This is a genomic window from Pseudomonas sp. DW-iso3, assembly GCF_058725305.1.
On sequence record NZ_JBZXDZ010000003.1, the window covers coordinates 128,745 to 148,834 of the forward strand.

Sequence of the window (20,090 nt, forward strand, 5' to 3'; positions counted from 1 at the left end):
TGAAAGTAAAGTGCGTTTCGGGTTCACATAGGCATTGCCCAGCGACCGTTCAGTCGGGATAATCCCTCGTACCGGGTAAATCGTATCGCCGCGTATCCGTGGCCCTGCGTTACCCTCCCTATTTTGACCTTTGCAGACCTCTTCCTCATGCACAAAGAACCCCGTAAGGTCCGTGAGTTTCGCCGCCGTGAGCAGGAAATTCTCGACACCGCACTCAAGCTGTTCCTCGAACAGGGTGAAGACAGCGTCACCGTCGAGATGATCGCGGATGCCGTGGGTATCGGCAAAGGCACGATCTACAAGCACTTTAAATCGAAGGCCGAAATCTACCTTCGCCTGATGCTCGACTACGAGCGCGATTTGAACGAACTGCTGCATTCGGCCGATGTGGACAAGGACAAGGAAGCCTTGTCCCGCGCCTACTTCGAGTTCCGTATGCGTGACCCGCAGCGCTACCGCCTGTTCGACCGCTTGGAAGAGAAGGTGGTCAAGGGCCATCAGGTACCGGAGATGGTCGAGGAACTGCACAAGATCCGTGCTTCGAACTTCGAGCGCCTGACCCTGTTGATCAAGGGCCGCATCAGCGAAGGCAAGCTGGAAGACGTGCCGCCGTATTTCCACTACTGCGCCGCCTGGGCCTTGGTGCACGGTGCCGTGGCGCTGTACCACTCGCCGTTCTGGAGCAATGTGCTGGAAGATCAGGAAGGTTTCTTCCAATTCCTGATGGACATCGGCGTGCGCATGGGCAATAAGCGCAAGCACAGCGCTGAGCAGCCACCGGCTGAAACGCCCGCCACGTAATGATTTGCTGCCACGCGTAGTACCCCAGGAATATACTCAGGCATGGACTCTTGCTAAAAGCTGATTTATCAGTCAGCTTTTAGCGCGCCCGAATCATCCTCTGCCGGAGTGATCCATGATCGTTGATCGTCAAGGCAGGCGTTTTCGCAATTTGCGGATCAGCCTGACCTCAGCCTGCAATTACGCGTGTACCTACTGCGTGCCTAACGGCAAGCGGCTGGTGGCTGCCCAGGACGAACTCTCGGCCGAGGCCATGGCCCGTGGCGTGGCTTACCTGATCGAGGCGGCGGGCATTGAGCGCCTGCGCATCACCGGCGGTGAACCGCTGGTCAGCCCCAAGCTGGAAGCCTTCATGGGCGCCGTCGGGCAGATGGGGCTCAGTGACATCAGCCTGACCACCAACGGCCAACTGCTGGCGCGCAAACTGCCGCTGCTGGTCGAGGCCGGGATCAAGCGCATCAACGTCTCCCTCGATACCCTGGATGCGGACGCCTTCCGCAGCATCGCCCGTGGCGGCGACCTGGCCACCGTACTCGACGGCATGGACCAGGCCCGTGCTGCCGGGATCAAGATCAAGGTCAACATGGTGCCGTTGCGCGGCCAGAACCTCGACCAGGTAATGCCGCTGCTCGAATACTGCCTGGCGCGCGGTTATGAACTGCGCTTTATCGAGCTGATGCGCATGGGCCACCTGGCCAAGGACTCCAACGCGTTCCTGCAGCAATTTGTCAGCTTGCAACAGCTGTTGGGCCTGATCGGCGAACAGCATGAATACTTGCAAGCCAGCGCGCCCATTGACGCGACGGCGGTACGTTATGAAATACCTGGCAAGGGCTACTTCGGGGTGATTGCCAACGAAAGCGTGCCGTTCTGCCGTACCTGTTCGCGGTTGCGGTTGTCGTCCACCGGTTGGCTGCATGGCTGCCTGTCGTCGAGCAATCGTCACTATGTCGGCGACTTGCTGGACAAACCGCGCCACCAAGCGCTGCCAGCGTTGCAGGGCCTGTTGATGAAGGCGTTGGGCGACAAGCAGGAAGTTGCCTTCTCCGGGGGCGCGACCATCATGAAGATCATCGGCGGCTAGTCTTCCAAGCTGGCGCAGAACCTGCATCTCACGCCCATTCGCCGGTTTTCCGTCACCGGCTTCTGGAGGATTAGGATGCGTAGTCTGGTTTTGTTGCTGGCGTCGTTGACGCTGAGTGGTTGCATGACCGTCAGCGATATGGCCGAAGGCACCCGCTATCAGATGAGCGATGCCGGTTTGCTGGATCACAGCGATACCCGTCGCACCGCCTCGGTTCGCATACAGCCGGATTCTTTCGTGTTTATTGCCCAAGGCGCCTTCGTACCGCCGGGTAGCGCTTATCCGCGTCCGAACGTGGTGGCTGAGGAAGCCTTCAACGGTTTCATCGAGTATTTCCCAATGGTGCGTCGTGCCCGTCAGCCAGAAGGTCTTGAGCAGGCAATGTCCGAAGCCCGTGCGGCCGGCGCTCACTATCTGCTGTACTGCCGCTTCGCCAAGGCGGATGACCGTATCGGCAATGCCGATGAGTGGTCCGATCAGGAAGCTCTCGACCGTGTCGGGCTGGACAGCGGCGTCATTCAGATCATGTTGATCGAGACCAGCACCCAGTATTTGATTGATACTGCACGTATTCGCAGTCGTGGCGGTTTACTGACGTTCCACGACAACAAGCCAGAAGATCTGATTGCCCGCCCGCTGAGGCAGTACGCCCGCAGTCTGCTGGGTATGAGTGATCAATAAGCACCAGGAGAACGCTATGACCGATTCCGCCAAGGCCAACGATCTGTTGGCCCAGCTGCCCAAGGGCAAGGGACCGGCGCCGGTACATCTGTGGAACCCGGACTTCTGCGGCAACATCGACATGCGCATCGCCCGCGACGGCACTTGGTTCTACCAGGGCACGCCGATCGGGCGTAAGCCGATGGTCAAGCTGTTCTCCAACATCATTCGCCGCGATGGCGATGACTACTTCCTGGTCACTCCCGTGGAAAAGGTCGGCATCAGCGTCGATGATGCGCCGTTTGTCGCGGTTACGCTGGAGGTCGAAGGGCAGGGCGACGGCCAGGTACTGCGCTTCACCACCAACGTGGACGATCAGATCGAAGCGGGCCTTGAACATCCCTTGCGGGTGGTGATCGACCCGGTTACCCAGGAACCTGCGCCCTATCTGCGGGTGCGCACCAACCTCGAAGCCCTGGTGCATCGCAATGCCTTTTACCAATTGGTGGAGCTGGCGGTGAGCCGTCCGATCAATGGTCAGAACTGGCTGGGTGTCTGGAGCGGCGGGGAGTTTTTCCGTATCGGCCTGGAACCTTGAGGCCGGTTTTTTTATTTCCCTGAAATAATTCGCTTGCTGGAATCGGGCACTTTCGGTTATCAATTTGTACATGATTAGACATGTCCGATTTGATAAGAAAAAACGCGTCGTCGACGAGCTCATCCGCCGTATCGAAGGTGGAATGATGGCCGACGGTTTCCTGTTGCCGGGCGAGCACCAACTGGCCGAAGAATTTGCGGTCAGCCGTGGCACCCTGCGCGAAGCCCTCGCCGAGCTGAAGCGGCGCAACTACATCGCCACGCAGAGCGGCGTCGGTTCCATCGTCACCTTTGACGGCATGGTGCTCGACCAACGCAGCGGTTGGGCCCAGGCCCTGGCCGACACCGGAGCGCGGGTGAACACTGACATCCTGCGCCTGGAAGCGGTGACCCGCCCCGACCTGTTCAGCCGCTTCGGCAGCGACCAGTTCATCGCCCTTGATCGCCGCCGCCGTACCACCGATGGCACGTCGGTATCCCTGGAACGCTCATTGATGCCCGCGTCCGGCGGCCTGGAAAGCCTGCCGACAGTCGGCCTGATCGATGACTCCCTGACCATCACCCTGGCCGCCTACGGTTTTATCGGTGCCGAAGGTGACCAGTGGATCGGTGCCGAACCCCTCAGTGACGAAGATGCCGAGTTGCTCGGCCGTCCCGCAGGCACAGTGTTTCTCAAGGCGTCACGAACCACCTATGACCGTCGCGAGCGTTTCATGGAGTATGTGGAAAGCTTGCTCGATCCTCTGCACTTTCGCCTGCACCTCCAGTTTGGACGTTCGACATGACCTCGCTCAACCACGCCATCGGCGCTTTCTACGGCCTGGCCTTGGGTGATGCCCTGGGCATGCCGACCCAGTCCTTGAGCCGCGAGCAAGTCCGCGCGCGTTTCGGCGGCATCACCGGCCTGGAAGATGCCGACGCCGACCAGCCTATCGCACCGAACATGCCCGCCGGTTCCATCACGGATGACACCGAGCAGGCGATCCTGGTGGGTGAGTTGCTGGTCGAAGGGCAGGGCGTCATCGAACCGACGGTGCTTGCCCAGCGTTTGATCGAATGGGAAGCGGTGATGCGTGCCAAGGGCTCGCAGGATTTGCTCGGCCCCTCGACCCAGCGTGCGATCAGCATGATCCTCGCCGGCCACACCCCGGAAGAGTCCGGCCGTTACGGCACCACCAACGGCGCTGCGATGCGCATCACGCCGGTAGGCATTGCCGCCGATGTCAGCGACCCGGCGACATTTATCCAGGCGGTGATCCAGGCCTGTCAGGTGACCCACAACACCACGCTGGGAATCTCCAGCGCGGCGGCGGTGGCGGCGGTGGTATCGGCCGGTATCAACGGCGTGGACCTGGGGGGAGCGCTGAACATCGGCACCCAGATTGCCCAGCAGGCGGAAGGTCACGGTCACTGGGTTGCCGGCGGGCGTATCTCCACCCGCATCAGTTGGGCGCGCACGTTGAGTGTCGGCAGCGGCGACAAAGCCCTGTTCGCCGACCTGCTGTACGAATTGATCGGTACGTCCGTTGCGTCCCAGGAGTCGGTGGTGGTGTCGTTCGCCCTTGCCCAACAAGTGGCGGTGGGTGAGATGAGTGCGTTGGAGGCGTTGTGCCTGGCCGCCAGCCTTGGCGGTGACACTGACACGATTGCCGCCATTCTCGGCGCCATGCTGGGTGCGTGCCTGGGCATGCAGTGCTGGCCTGACGCGATGATCGAGCAGGTCAAACAGGTCAATGGCCTGGATTTGCAGCCGCTGGTTCTGGGGCTGCTCAAATTGCGCTGAACACCACAGAGCAAAAATCTGGGCGCTGGCTTGCCTGCGATATCAGTGTGTCATTCATTGATGCACTAACAGGTTGACCGCTATCGCAGGCAAGCCAGCTCCCACACTGATTGCGTCGAGTCAGGATGACCGGTTAACGCTTTGATTCTCTGCCACAACCACAACAATACAGGCACTTGGAGCACCCCTCATGAGCACGACTTCTTCCGGCCAGAGCGCCGGGCAATTGGAAACACGCGGCATCGAACCGGTCCCAGAAGGCGAGTGCAACGGGCACCCGCTGCAACTGTTCTGGGTGTGGTTCGCCGCCAATATCAGCATCCTTGGCTTACCGCTCGGCGCCACGTTGGTTGCGTTTCGCGGCCTGGCGATCTGGCAGGCCATTATCGTGGCGATCCTCGGCGCTGCCGGGTCGTTCGCGGTGGTGGGCATCATCTCCATCGCCGGTCGTCGTGGACGCGCGCCGAGCCTCACCCTTTCCCGCGCCATCTTCGGCGTGCGTGGCAATATCGGGCCGACGCTGGTGTCGCTGATGTCGCGCCTGGGCTGGGAAACCGTCAACACCACCACGGCCGCCTTTGTACTGCTGTCGTTGTGTTCGATCCTGTTTGGTTCGCCGGTCGAGGCGAAAAGCGCGCCGGTGCTTACCCTGATCTTTATCGCGATCTTCGTGCTGCTGACCCTGTCGGTGTCCGGGCTGGGCCACGCCACCTTGCTGGTGATCCAGAAGTGGGCCACCTATGTGTTCGGTGCCTTGAACATTCTGGTCGGCGGCTTCCTCTGCGCGACCATTGATTGGAGCGCGGTGTTCAACGCGACCCCGGCGCCGCTGAGCGCGATGATCATCGGCGTCGGCACCATGGCCGCCGGCACCGGCATTGGGTGGGCGAATGCCGGTGCCGACATGTCGCGCTACCAGCACCGCAGTGTCACCGCCGTGCGCCTGGTGGCATCGGCCGCGTTTGGTGCAGGCATTCCGCTGGTGTTGCTCATCACCCTCGGCGGTCTGCTGTCGGTGGGCAACAACGACCTGGCCTCGGCAACCGACCCGATCGTCGCGATCCGCGACATGCTGCCGACCTGGATGGCGGTGCCGTACCTGATCACCGCGTTTGGTGGGCTGCTGCTGTCCAACAACCTGTCGGTGTACTCGGCAGGCCTCACGACCTTGACCCTGGGCTTGAAGGTCAAGCGCGTGCATGCGGTGATCGTCGACATCGTGGCGATCTTCGCCGGTTCGATCTACTTCATGCTGATCGCCGACAGCTTCTACGGCCCGTTCATCACCTTCATCTCGTTACTGGCCGTGCCGATCACGGCGTGGGTCGGCATTTTCGTGGTTGACCTGATCCACCGTCACTACTACAGCCCCAAGGACCTGCTGGACGTGAGCCCAAGCAGCGCCTACTGGTATCGCGGCGGTGTGGAATGGCGTGCGTTCGGCGCCTGGGCTGTGGCGATCGTGCTGGGTTTCAGCTTCACCACCATTGGCACCACCGCCGAAAACATCTGGTTCGCCGGGCCTTTGTCCGACTCCTGGCTGGGCCACAACGGTCTGGGCTGGATCGTCACCTTCCTGGTGGCCGGCGGGATTTATGCAGTACTGGGTGGCGCAGCTGACCGTCGCCCGGCTTTGGTAGAGCGTCCTAATGTCTAGATTGCTGCACACCGGCCAGGTCATCGTCGACTTGGTCATGGCCCTCGATACCTTACCCGCCACTGGTGGCGACGTGCTGGCGCAATCGGCCAGCTTTGAGGCCGGCGGTGGCTTCAACGTGATGGCCGCTGCTCGGCGTAACGGGCTGCCAGTGGTCTATCTGGGGCGTCACGGTAACGGGCGCTTTGGCGACCTGGCCCGTGCAGCGATGCAGGCCGAGGGCATTGAAATGGCCCTGGCCGCCAGTGCTGGCAAGGACACCGGCTTGTGTGTGTCCCTGACCGAAGCCACCACCGAGCGCACCTTCATCTCCCACATCGGTGCCGAAGGTGAGCTGAATGCCGAGGACCTGGCCAGGGTTGTGCCGCAGCTTGACGACTATGTATACGTCAGCGGCTATAGCTTGCTGCTGGAGGGCAAGGCGCAGCCGCTGATCGATTGGTTACTGGCGTTGCCACGGGAGATCGTGGTGGTGTTCGATCCAGGCCCGCTGGTGAAGGCACCGGACTCGGCCTTGATGCGCACGTTATTACCGCGTATCGACATCTGGACCAGCAATGGCCCGGAAGCCCTGGCCTTTACCGGTGCATTGGATATCGCCGCCGCGCTGCCCGAGCTGAGCCAGCACCTGCCCGCCGAAACGCTGCTGGTGGTTCGTGATGGGCCCAATGGCTGCTGGGTAGGGCGAACGGGCTCGGTTGAGCATGTGCCCGGCTTCAAGGTGCTGGCAGTGGACAGCAATGGCGCCGGGGATGCGCATGCGGGGGTATTTATTGCTGGCCTGGCGAAGGGGCTGAAGCCTGCTGAAGCGGCACGTCGAGCGAATGCAGCCGCAGCCTTGGCGGTAACACGCTGGGGACCTGCAACGTCTCCAGGCACCGCCGAAGTCGACGCACTTCTTACCGAATAAACACACCAAAACCTGTAGGCACCGGCTTGCCCGCGCCTACAGGTTTTTTGTTCAACCGGCTTTGCGCAGTGCTTCGATCAATTGATCCTTGCGCATGCTGGATCGGCCCGGTATGTCCTTGGCCCGCGCTTCTTTCAGCAGGCTTTCCTTGGTCTGGGTCGCCAGCGAAGCGCGGCTGCTGCGTGGGTGGCCCTCACGGGTGGCCGCGGCACGCTTGGCTGATGCTTGCCGGTCCGCGGCTTTCCTGGCCGGCGCTTTGCGCTGACCCGAGCCGCCGGCCTTTTCGCCCCCGCCGGACTGCTTGTTCACGGTGGCCCAGGCACGGGCTTCAGCTTCATCCTTGGGTACGCCTTTGTGCTCATAACTTTCTTCGATACGAGCAGCTTTGCGCTTCTGTGCGGCGGTGTATTTGGCTTTGCTTCCAAGAGGCATTGCGATACTCCTACTGGCCCCGGCAGCGGGGCCAGACCAGACAAAAATGAATTACTGCGGGCCTGCACCGTCGAGCTTGCGCGCCTCATCCACACCGGACGCGGTCAGCTTGATCGGCAAGTTCAACGAATATTCACCGGCGTCGTCGGTGGTCACATGCCCATCCTTGATCAACCCACGGTCCTGCAGAAACGCCAAGACACTGGCGACCTCTTTTTCGCCGCGGTAGTTATCCAGCACCTCCTTGCCCAGGCCTTGCGGGTGAGCGTGAAGCAGGCGGGTGAGGACTTCTTTTTCAAGGTTTCTATCGACGTTCATGCGTACCTCTTCATTGGGAGATGATCGGTGTTCGTCTAGCGTTCGATGGATCAAGGCGCAGGTTGCTTTGGTGCACCTGGGACGTTGGAGTCATCGCCCTTGTTGATGTTGGGCTGATTGATCGCCGGGCCCATTTTGCCGTTACCGACGGCAGCAGGCGCTTGGCGTTGGGTGTCATTGCCTTTGGTGCGCGGGTCAGCGCCGTTATCGATGACCGCACCACCGTTGGTGTCCATGCCGGTGCCCATGGACTTCTGCGACTCGGTGGTGGCGTCAGGCGTTGGATCGGTCGGTCCGGTGGTCGAGCTGGCGGCGAAGGCGCTCAGCGACGCAGCAGACAACAGGCCAGTGAGGGCGAGGGCGGCAAACTTGGAATTTTTCATGAGGGTGTCTCCATATGATTAATGTCCTTACCTACTATTGGTCAGCCCTCGTTTCGTGTTCGTGCCTTGATGGCGACGAACGGTCTTGTGTCACCTGTAAGATTTTGTGTGCCGGTAACCGCGAAAATGCGCTGCAACTCGTCATGAAAGCGCCTTAGTATGTGTGCTTTGAAATTGCCAAGGCTCGCCCATGACCATCGAGATTCGCCCCGCCGTGCCCAGCGATGCTGCGCAGATCCTGACTTTCATCACCGAGCTTGCCGAGTATGAGAAAGCCCGGCATGAAGTGATCGCCAGCGTGGTGGATATCGAGCGCAGCCTGTTCAGCGAGGGCGCCACGGCCCATGGCCTGATCTGCTTGCGCGACGGCTTGCCGATTGGTTTTGCGGTGTTTTTCTTCAGCTATTCGACTTGGCTGGGCAGCAACTGCCTGTACCTGGAAGACCTTTATATCAACCCGGAACAACGCGGCGGCGGGGCGGGCAAGAAGCTGTTGCGCCACTTGGCGAAGATTGCTTTCGATAACGGCTGCGGGCGCTTCGAGTGGAGTGTGCTGGACTGGAACGAACCGGCGATTGCCTTCTACAAATCCATCGGTGCCCAGCCGCAGGAAGAGTGGGTGCGCTATCGCATGGAAGGCGATGCGCTGCGGGACTTCGCCCTGGGCTAGCACCGTTCTGTAAACACTGAAGATCAAAAATGTGGGAGCGGGGCTTGTGTGGGAGCTGGCTTGCCTGCGATAGCATCACCTCGATGCAACTGAAGAACCGAGGTGCCTGTATCGCAGGCAAGCCAGCTCCCACACGGGCCCGCTCCCATATTATTTTTGTGACTGTGCTCAATATATGGGATGAGAATTTATATATTGAGATATTTCAAATGATGGGTTTATAGTCGCCTGCATCAGCACTCACTACCAAAAATAAAACAGGTGAAGCGATGCAGGCACAACCCTTGTCACTCCCCGCCGTGCCCGAGCCAACCTATGGCGAGCGGCTCAACGGCAAAGTGGTGATCATCACCGGCGCCGCCCAGGGCATTGGCGAGGCCATCGTCGCGTGCTTCCAGGCCCAGCAGGCGCGGTTGATCATTGCGGATATCCAGGGCGAAAAGGTCGAGAAGGTTGCCGCCCACTGGCGTGAACGCGGCGCGGACATCTACGCGCAAGCCGTCGACATCACCTCAAAAGATCAATGGCAGGCGCTGGTCAATCTGGCCATCGAACGCTTTGGTCGCGTGGATGTATTGGTCAATTGCGCCGGGGTCAACGTGTTCCGCGACCCGCTGGAAATGACCGACGAAGATTGGCGCCGCTGCTTCGCCATCGACCTCGACGGTGCCTGGTTCGGCTGCCGCGCGGTGTTGCCGCACATGATCGAGCAAGGCATCGGCAACATCATCAACATTGCCTCCACCCATTCCAGCCATATCATCCCCGGCTGCTTTCCCTACCCCGTGGCCAAGCACGGCTTGCTCGGCCTGACTCGCGCCCTCGGCATCGAATACGCGCCCAAAGGCATCCGCGTGAATGCCATCGCGCCGGGCTATATCGAAACCCAGCTCAACGTCGACTACTGGAACGGGTTCCCCGACCCTCACGCCGAGCGCCAGCGCGCCTTCGACCTGCACCCGCCCAAGCGCATCGGCCAGCCGATCGAGGTGGCGATGACGGCACTGTTCCTGGCGACCGACGAGGCGCCCTTTATCAATGCAACCTGCCTGATGATCGATGGCGGGCGTTCTGTGATGTACCACGACTAAAGCGTTTTCCAATAACAAGAAGGAGGTGGTCCATGTTCAAGAAGACTCTAGGCACCCTGGCGCTGGCCATGGCGTTCAGCAGCGTGGCGCTCGCCGAGGAAGTGAAGATCGGCTTCCTGGTCAAACAGGCTGAAGAACCCTGGTTCCAGACCGAATGGGCCTTCGCCGAAAAAGCCGGTAAGGACCAGGGCTTCACCGTGATCAAGATCGCCGTGCCTGACGGTGAGAAGACCTTGTCTGCCATCGATACGCTTGCCGCCAACGGCGCCAAGGGCTTTGTGATCTGCCCGCCGGACGTGTCCCTCGGCCCGGCGATCATGGCCAAGGCCAAACTCAATAACCTCAAAGTGCTGGCGGTGGACGACCGGTTTGTCGACGCCAAGGGCAAGCCCATGGAAGACGTGCCCTACGTCGGCCTCGATGCCTACAAGATCGGCCAGAAACAAGGCGAAGCCATGGCCACCGAAGCCAAGCATCGCAACTGGGACTGGAAGGACACCTACGCCGTCATCAACACCTTTGACGAGCTGGAAACCGGCAAGAAACGCACCGACGGTTCGGTAGAAGGCCTCAAGGCCGCCGGTCTGCCCGCTGACCACATTCTGTTCAGCGCGCAGAAAACCCTCGACGTGCCCGGCAGCATGGACGCCACCAACTCGGCCCTGGTGAAACTGCCCAGCGGTGCGAAAAACCTGATCATCGGCGGCATGAACGACAGCACCGTGCTGGGCGGCGTGCGGGCCACCGAAAGCGCCGGGTTCAAGGCGGCCAACGTGATAGGCGTCGGCATCAACGGCACTGATGCGATTGAGGAACTGAAAAAATCCGACACCGGCTTCTACGGCTCGATGTTGCTGAGCCCTGACGCCTCCGGCTACAAGACTGCCAGCGCGATGTTCGAGTGGGTCACCCAAGGCACCGAGCCGGCCAAGTTCACCGCCCTGGACAACGTGACCCTGATCACCCGCGCCAACTTCAAGGAAGAGTTGAGCAAAATCGGGCTGTGGAAATGATCGGCGCGGCCTTGCGTTTCAACGGCATCGGCAAAGAATTTCCCGGTGTGAAAGCCCTGTCGCAGATCAGCTTTGAAGCGCGGCCGCGCGAGGTGCATGCGTTGATGGGCGAGAACGGCGCGGGCAAGTCGACGCTGCTGAAGATCCTCGGCGGTGCCTACCTGCCCAGCAGCGGCACGTTGCAGATCGGCGAGCAGACCATGGACTTCAAGTCCGCCGCCGATAGCATTGCCTGCGGCGTGGCGGTGATCCACCAGGAGTTGCATCTGGTGCCGGAAATGACCGTCGCTGAGAATCTGTTTCTTGGGCATTTGCCGACGCGCTTCGGGGTGGTCAATCGCAGCCAGTTGCGCAAGCAAGCGTTGGCCTGCCTCAAAGGCCTGGCGGATGAAATCGATCCGGATGAAAAGCTCGGTCGGTTGTCCCTTGGCCAACGCCAACTGGTGGAAATCGCCAAGGCACTGTCCCGTGGTGCCCATGTGATCGCCTTCGACGAACCCACCAGCAGCCTGTCGGCGCGGGAGATCGACCGTTTGATGGCGATCATCACGCGCCTGCGCGATGAGGGCAAAGTGGTGCTCTATGTGTCGCACCGCATGGAAGAAGTATTCCGCATCTGCAACGCGGTGACAGTCTTCAAGGACGGCCGTTATGTGCGCACCTTCGACGACATGAATGCGCTGAGCCACGACCAGTTAGTGACCTGCATGGTCGGTCGCGATATTCAGGACATCTACGATTATCGACAACGGGAACAAGGCGAAGTGGCGCTGAAGGTCGAGGGTTTACTCGGGCCAGGCCTGCGTGAACCGGTGAGCCTGAACGTGCACAAGGGCGAGATTCTCGGCCTGTTCGGATTGGTCGGGGCGGGGCGCACGGAGCTGTTTCGGCTGCTGAGCGGTTTGACCCGTAGCACCGCTGGAAGCCTGGCACTCTGCGGGCAAACGCTGCAATTGCGGTCACCCCGCGATGCCATCGCCGCCGGCGTGCTGCTGTGCCCGGAAGACCGCAAGAAGGAGGGCATCATTCCGCTGTCCAGCGTGGCCGAGAACATCAACATCAGCGCACGCGGTGCCCATTCCACCTTTGGCTGGCTGCTGCGTGACGGCTGGGAAACGACCAACGCTGATCGGCAGATCAAGGCGATGAAGGTCAAGACCCCTAACGCCGAACAGAAAATCATGTACCTCTCCGGCGGCAACCAGCAGAAGGCCATTCTCGGCCGCTGGCTGTCGATGCCGATGAAGGTGCTGTTGTTGGACGAGCCGACCCGAGGCATCGATATCGGCGCCAAGTCGGAGATCTACCAGATCATCCACAACCTCGCCGCCAGCGGTATTGCGGTGATCGTGGTGTCCAGCGACCTGATGGAAGTGATGGGTATCAGCGACCGCATCCTGGTGATGAGCGAGGGCGCCTTGACCGGCGAACTGACCCGCGATCAGGCGGACGAAGCTCGGCTGTTGCAACTGGCTCTCCCGCGTTCGCGGGCTTGAAGAACTCGAGGTGAATGATGTCTGAGGTAAAAACTGCAAAGGGCTTCTGGCCGGGTTTCAACCAGCGCAAGTTTCTCGATGACTGGGTGATGTTGCTCGCTGCATTGAGCATCTTTGTGCTCAGTGCGTTGTTTATCGATAACTTCCTGTCGCCCCTGAACATGCGCGGGTTGGGCCTGGCGATTTCCACGGTGGGCATCGCTGCGTGCACCATGTTGTTCTGTCTGGCGTCGGGGCATTTCGACTTGTCGGTGGGCTCGGTGATTGCCTGTGCCGGGGTGGTCGCGGGCATCGTGATCCGCGACACCGACAGTGTGGTGCTCGGCGTGTCCGCCGCGCTGGCCATGGGGCTGGTGGTGGGGCTGATCAACGGTATTGTCATCGCCAAGCTGCGCATCAACGCCTTGATCGCAACGTTGGCGACCATGCAGATCGTGCGCGGCCTGGCTTACATCTTCTCCAACGGCAAGGCCGTCGGCGTGATGGACGAAGGTTTCTTTGTGTTCGGCAACGGCCAGCTGCTGGGCGTGCCGGTGCCGATCATCATCACCGTGCTGTGTTTTGTGTTCTTTGGCTGGCTGCTCAACTACACCACCTACGGGCGCAACACCATGGCCATCGGAGGCAACCAGGAAGCGGCGTTGCTGGCCGGGGTGAACGTCGATCGCACCAAGATCATCATCTTTGCCGTGCACGGCCTGATCGGCGCTTTGGCCGGAGTGATCCTCGCCTCACGCATGACCTCGGGCCAGCCAATGATCGGCCAGGGTTTTGAGCTGACGGTGATTTCTGCCTGTGTGCTGGGCGGGGTGTCGTTGAGCGGCGGCATCGGCATGATCCGCCATGTGATTGCCGGGGTGCTGATTCTGGCGATCATCGAGAATGCGATGAACCTGAAGAACATCGACACCTTCTACCAGTATGTGATCCGGGGTTCGATCCTGTTGCTGGCGGTGATCATCGACCGCATGAAGCAACGCTGACGTCCTGCCATGTGACGATCAACATGCGGGAACTGGCTTGCCAGGCTGTGCCAGCCTACAAATTTACTGACTGACACTCCCTCATCGCAGGCAAGCCAGCTCCCACAATGGATCTCCTCTGTTCTGGAGGATGGTATTTGCCATAATGGCGCCGTTTTCGTACTTCCCAATAGGCCCGATATGCAGGAAAACGCCCACACCCCCGTCAAAGACGCTGCCCCCACCGGCACCCAGACCCTGTTGCGTGGCCTGGGCGTGGTGCAAGCGGTGGCGGCCGGTGCGCGGGATCTGAAAGAGATCGCCAAGCGCATCGGCACCACCCGCAGCACCACCCACCGCCTGGCCAGTTGCCTGGTGGAGGAGCGTTACCTGCGCGTGGTGCCGCAGGTCGGTTACCTGCTGGGGCCGAAGTTGATCGAGCTGGGTTTCCAGGCGCGGGAAGAACTGCCGCTGGTGACCTTGGCCATCCCCTATCTGGACGAGTTGTCGGCGCTGACCGGCGATACCATCCACCTGGCGATCCGCGAATACGACGATGTGCTGTACCTGCACAAGAACCCCGGTCGCAATGGTCCGGAAATGCGTTCGCGGGTCGGCCATCGCATGCCGCTGGCGCGCACCGGGATCGGCAAGGCATTGCTGCTCGATGACAGCGTCGCAGAGTGGCAGCGCCTGTACGAAGTCAGCTTGCCGGCGGGTGGTAAAAGTCAGCAATGGCCGCAGCACCCGGAGCAATCCTGGGCGCAGTTCGAGCAGCGCATGCATGAATACGTGGTGGGCGGTTATGCGTTCGACCTGGAAGACAACGAACCGTCGATCCGTTGCGTGGCGGCTCCGGTGCGCGATGCCAGCCGGCGAATTATCGCCGGCATCAGCATCGCCAGTACCGTGCCCTACATGCCGTTGGAGAAAATGGCCGAGCTGATCCCTGTGGTCAAACAGGTCGCAGCCCGGCTGTCGGCGGAGTTGGGGGCGAAGGCCTGATCAGGCCTTCAGGGTCGCCATGTCGATGACAAAGCGGTACTTCACATCGCCGGCGATCATGCGGCTATAGGCTTCGTTGATGTGGCGGATGTCGAGCATTTCGATGTCACAGGTGATGCCGTGCTCGGCGCAGAAATCCAGGACTTCCTGGGTTTCGGCAATGCCACCGATCAAGGAACCGGCCAGGACTTTGCGGCCCAACACCAGCTTGGCCGCGTTCACGGGCGGGTCCACCGGTTCGATCAGGCCGACCAGGATGTGCACGCCGTCAAAGCGCAGCACGTCGAGGTAGGGGTTCAGGTCGTGTTGCACCGGGATGGTGTCCAGCAGGAAATCGAAGCTGCCGGCGGCGGCTTTCATCTGGGCTTCGTCGGTGGACACGATCACATGATCGGCGCCCTGGCGGCGGCCTTCCTCGGCCTTGCTCGCCGAGCGGGTGAACAACGTCACTTGCGCGCCCATGGCCTTGGCAAACTTGATGCCCATATGGCCCAGGCCGCCCATGCCGAGTACACCGACTTTATCGCCGGCCTTCACGCCGTAGTGCTTGAGCGGCGAGTAGGTGGTGATGCCTGCGCACAGGATCGGCGCGGCGCTGGCCAGGTCGAGCTTGGCCGGGATCTTCACCACGAAGTGCTCGCTGACCACGATGCTGTCCGAGTAGCCACCCATGGTGTTGCTGCCGTCGACGCGGTCCGGGGTGGCGTAGGTCATGGTCGGGCCTTCGAGGCAGTATTGCTCCAGGTCCGCTTGGCAGGCGTCGCAATGACGGCACGAATCGACCATGCAGCCCACGCCAACCAGGTCGCCGACTTTGTGTGCGGTGACGTTGGCGCCGACGGCGGTTACCTTGCCGACGATCTCATGGCCGGGCATCAGCGGGTACACCGCGATGCCCCACTCGTTGCGCGCCTGGTGGATGTCGGAGTGGCACACGCCGCAGTACAAGATCTCGATCGCCACGTCATCGGCGCGTGGGCTGCGGCGCTGGAAGGACATGGGGGCGAGGGGCGTGGTGGCCGACTGGGCGGCATAACCGATGGCGGTGTACATGGGGGAAACCTCGCTAAAGCAATGACAGGTGAGGCGGCGCATTCTCCGCGCCAGCCCTGGCTACGGCCATGGTGATTGCTCCGAGTCTCATGCCTATTCGTCCGGGAGTGCCCCGTGTTTGGGCCTATGTGACGCCAGACCTGCGATGATGTTCTCATCCCTTTTTCGCGAAGCTTTTTGCCATGTTGCTCACCCGCCATCTCGACGCCAACGCCACACTGGTTGCCTTGATTGAGGGGCTCACGCCCTGCGACGGTTTTTCCCCCACTAACCTGCCCGGCGTTCAAGTGCTGCGCGCCAGTTGCGACGTGGCGCGCGGGCCGCAGATCTATGAGCCGAGCCTGATGTTCGTGGCCCAGGGCAGCAAAGTCGCCTACCTGGGGCCTCGTACACTGGAGTATGGCGCCGGGCACTACCTGATCCAGGCAATGCCGGTGCCGTTTGAGTGCGAGACGTTTGCCATGGCGCCGGATGCACCGCTTTTGGGTGTGACGGTGGGCATTGATCGCGTGGTGTTGGGCGAACTGGTGATGGCCATGGGCATTCAGGCCGGGCCGCCGCCGACGGCGCAGACGCTGGAGTCGATGAGTTCGGTGGTGCTCGATGATGCCATGCGCGGGTGTGTCGAACGGCTGCTGCAGTGCCTGCACGATCCGCTGGAAAGCCGGATCATGGGCCCGGCGCGGGTACGCGAATTGTTGTTCACCGCGTTGCGCGGGCCGCAGGCCGATGTGCTGCGTGCGCTGGTCGAACAGCAAGGGCAGTTTTCGCGGATTGCCACGTCGTTGAATCACCTGCACGCCCATTACGCCGAGCCGCTGAATATCGAGACGCTGGCGGGCTATGCACACATGAGCGCGTCGACTTTTCATGAGCACTTCAAGCGCTGTACGTTGTTGTCGCCGGTGCAGTATCTGAAGCGTTTGCGCTTGCTCAAGGCCCAACAGTTGCTGCTGGTGGAAGGGATGGGGGTGGCGCAGGCGGCGCATAGCGTGGGGTATCAGAGCACGTCGCAGTTCAGCCGGGAATATAAGCGCTACTTCGAGCGCAATCCCGGGGAGGAGCGGGCGGCCTGATGACTTCAGGCACAACACACTCAATGTGGGAGCGGGCTTGCTCGCGAAAGCGGTGTATCAGTCAGCAAACTTGTATCTGACCCACCGCCTTCGCGCGCAAGCCCGCTCCCGCAGTTGATGTGTGTTGGCCATAAAAAAGGCTCCCGTTCGGGGAGCCTTTTTGTTCAAGCAACGGACTTACATGTTCGGGTAAGTCGGCCCACCGGCGCCTTCCGGCGTGACCCAGGTGATGTTCTGCGAAGGGTCCTTGATGTCACAGGTCTTGCAGTGCACGCAGTTCTGGGCGTTGATCTGGAAACGCTTCTCGCCGTCTTCCTTGGTGATCACTTCATACACGCCCGCCGGGCAGTAGCGCTGCGCCGGTTCATCGTAGAGTGGCAGGTTGGTGCCGATCGGGATGCTCGGGTCTTTCAACTTCAAGTGGCACGGCTGTTCTTCTTCATGGTTGGTGCCGGAGATGAACACCGAACTCAGCTTGTCGAAGCTCAGCTTGCCGTCGGGTTTCGGGTAATCGATCTTCTTGCTGTCTTTCGCCAGCTTGAGGCAGGCGTAATCCGGCTTGGTGTCGTGCAGCGTGAACGGCATCTTGCCGCCCAGGATGTTCTGGTCGAACCAGTTGAAGCCGGCGCCGATGATCGGGCCGAACTTGTGCATCGCCGGGCCGAAGTTGCGGCTGGCGAACAGTTCTTCGTAGAGCCAGCTCGATTTGAAACTATCGGCGTAAGCGGTCAGCTCATCACCGCCTTCGGATTCGGCGAACAGGCGGTCGGCCACGGCGTCGGCGGCGAGCATGCCGGACTTCATTGCGGTATGGCTGCCTTTGATCTTGGCGAAGTTCAGGGTGCCGAGGTCGCAACCGATCAGCGCGCCGCCCTTGAAGACCATCTTCGGCAGCGAGTTCAGGCCGCCTTTGCAGATGGCACGGGCGCCGTAGCTGATGCGCTTGCCGCCTTCCAGGTACTGGGCCAGCACCGGGTGATGCTTGAGGCGCTGGAACTCATCGAAGGGCGACAGGAAGGTGTTGCTGTAAGACAGGTCGACGATCAGGCCGACCACCACCTGGTTGTTTTCCAGGTGATAGAGGAACGAGCCGCCTGTGTTTTCGGCGCTCATGATGTCCAGCGGCCAACCGGCGGTGTGCACCACCAGGCCAGGCTGGTGCTTGGCTGGGTCGATTTCCCAGATTTCCTTGAGGCCGATGCCGTAATGCTGGGCGTCGGCGTCGCTGTCCAGGTTGAAGCGCTGGATCAGTTGCTTGCCGATATGGCCACGGCAACCTTCCGCGAACAGCGTGTACTTGCCACGTAGTTCCATGCCTGGGGTATAGACGCCTTCTTTCGGATTGCCTTCGCGGTCGACGCCGAGGTCGCCGGTGATGATGCCGCGGACCACGCCGTTTTCGTCGAACAGCGCTTCCTGGGCGGCGAAGCCTGGATAGACTTCCACACCGAGGTTCTCGGCTTGCTGGGCGAGCCAGCGGCACAGGTTGCCCAGGGAAATGATGTAGTTGCCTTCGTTGTGCATGGTCTTGGGCACAAAGAAGTCAGGCACCTTGGTGGAGGCTTCGGGGCTGCGCAGTACATAGATGTCATCGCGCACCACCGGGGTGTTGAGCGGGGCGCCGAGTTCTTTCCAGTCCGGGAACAGTTCGTTCAGGGCGCGTGGTTCGAACACGGCACCGGAGAGGATATGCGCGCCGACTTCGGAGCCTTTCTCGACCACGCAAACGCTGATTTCCTTACCGGCTTCGGCGGCCTTTTGCTTCAGTCGGCAGGCGGCAGACAGTCCCGCCGGGCCAGCGCCGACGATGACCACGTCGAATTCCATGTATTCGCGTTCCACAGGCTATCTCCTACTCAAGGCTCAACAGGCTTTTTTTTCTAATGGGTGGAGGTTCGGTGTCGTCTTGCAGCAACGGCAGGACCCACCTTTCTCTCTAGGTGGCGCATTATATCTACACCACTGTCAGCGTCCAATACAAACGTTTGTTTGAATTGCCCGCAGGCTAGGTAAATCAAAGTGGTGCGGCTTATGACTGGCTATTTTGCCGTATTGACCAGAATAGGTGTTCCGGTCAATATACGGTCGGTTTTGCGCTAACCGTAGGCAGACTGCAGGTTTCAAGAGCACGTCCAAAAGCAAGACAGGTGGCGCGCGTCCAGACAATGGCGCGCAGTTTACACGCTGCGATAAAGAATGACCTCTCAGTCACTGCTGACGAACGGTCACCATTTCCCGTGAGCAAGGTCATCCGCCGACGTTTTTGGAGGTGCCCTTGTGTGCCGATGAGCATCAACCGCCAGGTTCGCCTAGGCGACTTTCTTTTCACCGGAGAGTAACGAGGAATCCATGAAGGTTCTTGTAGCTGTCAAACGCGTTGTCGATTACAACGTGAAAGTTCGCGTTAAAGCGGACAATTCCGGCGTCGACCTTGCTAACGTCAAGATGTCGATGAACCCTTTCTGCGAAATCGCTGTGGAAGAAGCCGTCCGCCTGAAAGAGAAAGGCGTGGCGACCGAAATCGTCGTGGTTTCCATCGGTCCTACCACCGCTCAAGAGCAGTTGCGTACCGCCCTGGCACTGGGCGCCGACCGCGCCATCCTGGTCGAGTCCGCTGAAGAGCTGACCTCCCTGGCCGTTGCCAAGCTGCTCAAAGCCGTTGTCGACAAGGAGCAGCCTCAGCTGGTGATCCTTGGCAAACAGGCCATCGACAGCGACAACAACCAGACTGGCCAGATGCTGGCTGCGCTGACCGGTTACGGCCAGGGCACCTTCGCTTCCAAAGTCGAAGTGAACGGCGACAGCGTAGCTGTGACCCGTGAAATCGACGGCGGCGCGCAGACGGTTTCCCTGAAACTGCCAGCCATCGTCACCACCGACCTGCGTTTGAACGAGCCGCGCTACGCGTCCCTGCCAAACATCATGAAAGCCAAGAAGAAGCCGCTTGAGTCCCTGACTCCGGATGCCTTGGGCGTTTCCACCGCCTCTACCAACAAGACCGTCAAGGTTGAAGCACCGGCTGCTCGCAGCGCGGGTATCAAGGTCAAGTCTGTTGCTGAGTTGGTCGAGAAACTGAAAAACGAAGCGAAGGTGATCTGA

General features: G+C 60.7%; 21 protein-coding genes. 16 read left to right on the forward strand and 5 right to left on the reverse strand.

Annotated features, from left to right (window positions below; all coding sequences use genetic code 11):
• Positions 1-147: 147 nt before the first annotated feature.
• From AC4PS7_RS09700 to AC4PS7_RS09735, 8 genes are all read left to right on the forward strand, one after another.
• Positions 148-801, forward strand: coding sequence for a TetR/AcrR family transcriptional regulator (locus AC4PS7_RS09700; protein ID WP_010208394.1), 654 nt, complete (start codon positions 148-150; stop codon positions 799-801).
• Between the two features lie 115 nt (positions 802-916).
• Complete coding sequence (locus AC4PS7_RS09705; RefSeq protein WP_010208395.1) at positions 917-1,885, forward strand: GTP 3',8-cyclase MoaA; 969 nt, start codon at positions 917-919, stop codon at positions 1,883-1,885.
• A 75-nt stretch (positions 1,886-1,960) separates the two neighbouring features.
• Positions 1,961-2,566 (forward strand): DUF4823 domain-containing protein, encoded by a 606-nt coding sequence (locus AC4PS7_RS09710; RefSeq protein WP_010208396.1) that lies wholly within the window; start codon positions 1,961-1,963, stop codon positions 2,564-2,566.
• A gap of 16 nt (positions 2,567-2,582) precedes the next feature.
• Positions 2,583-3,143 (forward strand): DUF1285 domain-containing protein, encoded by a 561-nt coding sequence (locus AC4PS7_RS09715; RefSeq protein WP_042571979.1) that lies wholly within the window; start codon positions 2,583-2,585, stop codon positions 3,141-3,143.
• Positions 3,144-3,213: 70 nt separating this feature from the next.
• Entirely contained in the window at positions 3,214-3,927 is a 714-nt protein-coding gene (locus tag AC4PS7_RS09720; RefSeq protein WP_021491488.1) for a GntR family transcriptional regulator, read from the forward strand.
• Positions 3,924-4,925, forward strand: coding sequence for an ADP-ribosylglycohydrolase family protein (locus AC4PS7_RS09725; RefSeq protein WP_010208399.1), 1,002 nt, complete (start codon positions 3,924-3,926; stop codon positions 4,923-4,925). The genes AC4PS7_RS09720 and AC4PS7_RS09725 overlap by 4 nt, the downstream gene beginning before the upstream one ends.
• Before the next feature lie 190 nt (positions 4,926-5,115).
• Positions 5,116-6,582 carry a purine-cytosine permease family protein gene (locus tag AC4PS7_RS09730; RefSeq protein WP_010208400.1) on the forward strand — a complete coding sequence of 489 codons (1,467 nt, stop codon included), beginning with the start codon at positions 5,116-5,118 and terminating at the stop codon, positions 6,580-6,582.
• Complete coding sequence (locus tag AC4PS7_RS09735) at positions 6,575-7,492, forward strand: PfkB family carbohydrate kinase (protein ID WP_042571976.1); 918 nt, start codon at positions 6,575-6,577, stop codon at positions 7,490-7,492. The genes AC4PS7_RS09730 and AC4PS7_RS09735 overlap by 8 nt, the downstream gene beginning before the upstream one ends.
• Positions 7,493-7,543: 51 nt before the next feature.
• Here AC4PS7_RS09735 and AC4PS7_RS09740 read toward each other — a convergent pair whose 3' ends face one another.
• The 3 genes from AC4PS7_RS09740 to AC4PS7_RS09750 are packed head-to-tail and all read right to left on the reverse strand — an operon-like array spanning position 7,544 to position 8,625.
• Positions 7,544-7,924 (reverse strand): termination factor Rho, encoded by a 381-nt coding sequence (locus AC4PS7_RS09740; RefSeq protein ID WP_010208403.1) that lies wholly within the window; start codon positions 7,922-7,924, stop codon positions 7,544-7,546.
• A 51-nt stretch (positions 7,925-7,975) separates the two neighbouring features.
• Positions 7,976-8,242: a hypothetical protein gene (locus tag AC4PS7_RS09745; protein ID WP_010208405.1), complete on the reverse strand. Its 267-nt coding sequence runs from the start codon at positions 8,240-8,242 to the stop codon at positions 7,976-7,978.
• A gap of 50 nt (positions 8,243-8,292) precedes the next feature.
• Positions 8,293-8,625: a hypothetical protein gene (locus tag AC4PS7_RS09750; protein WP_010208406.1), complete on the reverse strand. Its 333-nt coding sequence runs from the start codon at positions 8,623-8,625 to the stop codon at positions 8,293-8,295.
• Between the two features lie 190 nt (positions 8,626-8,815).
• Here AC4PS7_RS09750 and AC4PS7_RS09755 point away from each other — a divergent pair, with 190 nt between their 5' ends.
• The 6 genes from AC4PS7_RS09755 (at position 8,816) to AC4PS7_RS09780 (ending at position 14,862) form a co-directional block, all read left to right on the forward strand.
• Positions 8,816-9,295: a GNAT family N-acetyltransferase gene (locus AC4PS7_RS09755; RefSeq protein ID WP_010208407.1), complete on the forward strand. Its 480-nt coding sequence runs from the start codon at positions 8,816-8,818 to the stop codon at positions 9,293-9,295.
• Between the two features lie 269 nt (positions 9,296-9,564).
• Positions 9,565-10,386: an SDR family oxidoreductase gene (locus AC4PS7_RS09760; protein ID WP_010208408.1), complete on the forward strand. Its 822-nt coding sequence runs from the start codon at positions 9,565-9,567 to the stop codon at positions 10,384-10,386.
• Positions 10,387-10,418: 32 nt separating this feature from the next.
• A complete protein-coding gene (locus AC4PS7_RS09765) occupies positions 10,419-11,399 on the forward strand; it encodes a substrate-binding domain-containing protein (protein WP_038453667.1) in 981 nt (326 codons plus the stop codon).
• Positions 11,396-12,895, forward strand: a complete 1,500-nt coding sequence (araG, locus tag AC4PS7_RS09770) for an L-arabinose ABC transporter ATP-binding protein AraG (RefSeq protein ID WP_029529057.1) — start codon at positions 11,396-11,398, stop codon at positions 12,893-12,895. The genes AC4PS7_RS09765 and araG overlap by 4 nt, the downstream gene beginning before the upstream one ends.
• Positions 12,896-12,912: 17 nt before the next feature.
• On the forward strand, positions 12,913-13,878 hold the full coding sequence (araH, locus tag AC4PS7_RS09775; protein WP_029529058.1) for an L-arabinose ABC transporter permease AraH: 966 nt from the start codon (positions 12,913-12,915) through the stop codon (positions 13,876-13,878).
• A 180-nt stretch (positions 13,879-14,058) separates the two neighbouring features.
• Positions 14,059-14,862, forward strand: a complete 804-nt coding sequence (locus tag AC4PS7_RS09780) for an IclR family transcriptional regulator (protein WP_010208412.1) — start codon at positions 14,059-14,061, stop codon at positions 14,860-14,862.
• Here the strand turns inward: AC4PS7_RS09780 and AC4PS7_RS09785 are convergent, their stop codons facing one another.
• Positions 14,863-15,915 (reverse strand): NAD(P)-dependent alcohol dehydrogenase, encoded by a 1,053-nt coding sequence (locus AC4PS7_RS09785; protein ID WP_021491492.1) that lies wholly within the window; start codon positions 15,913-15,915, stop codon positions 14,863-14,865. It abuts the gene before it with no gap.
• A gap of 182 nt (positions 15,916-16,097) precedes the next feature.
• Here AC4PS7_RS09785 and AC4PS7_RS09790 point away from each other — a divergent pair, with 182 nt between their 5' ends.
• Entirely contained in the window at positions 16,098-16,991 is an 894-nt protein-coding gene (locus tag AC4PS7_RS09790; RefSeq protein ID WP_010208414.1) for an AraC family transcriptional regulator, read from the forward strand.
• A gap of 177 nt (positions 16,992-17,168) precedes the next feature.
• On the opposite strand, the gene AC4PS7_RS09795 is transcribed toward AC4PS7_RS09790, so the two are convergent.
• Positions 17,169-18,833: an electron transfer flavoprotein-ubiquinone oxidoreductase gene (locus AC4PS7_RS09795; RefSeq protein WP_492179388.1), complete on the reverse strand. Its 1,665-nt coding sequence runs from the start codon at positions 18,831-18,833 to the stop codon at positions 17,169-17,171.
• A 507-nt stretch (positions 18,834-19,340) separates the two neighbouring features.
• On the opposite strand from AC4PS7_RS09795, the gene AC4PS7_RS09800 reads away from it, so the two are divergent.
• Complete coding sequence (locus AC4PS7_RS09800; RefSeq protein WP_010208417.1) at positions 19,341-20,090, forward strand: electron transfer flavoprotein subunit beta/FixA family protein; 750 nt, start codon at positions 19,341-19,343, stop codon at positions 20,088-20,090.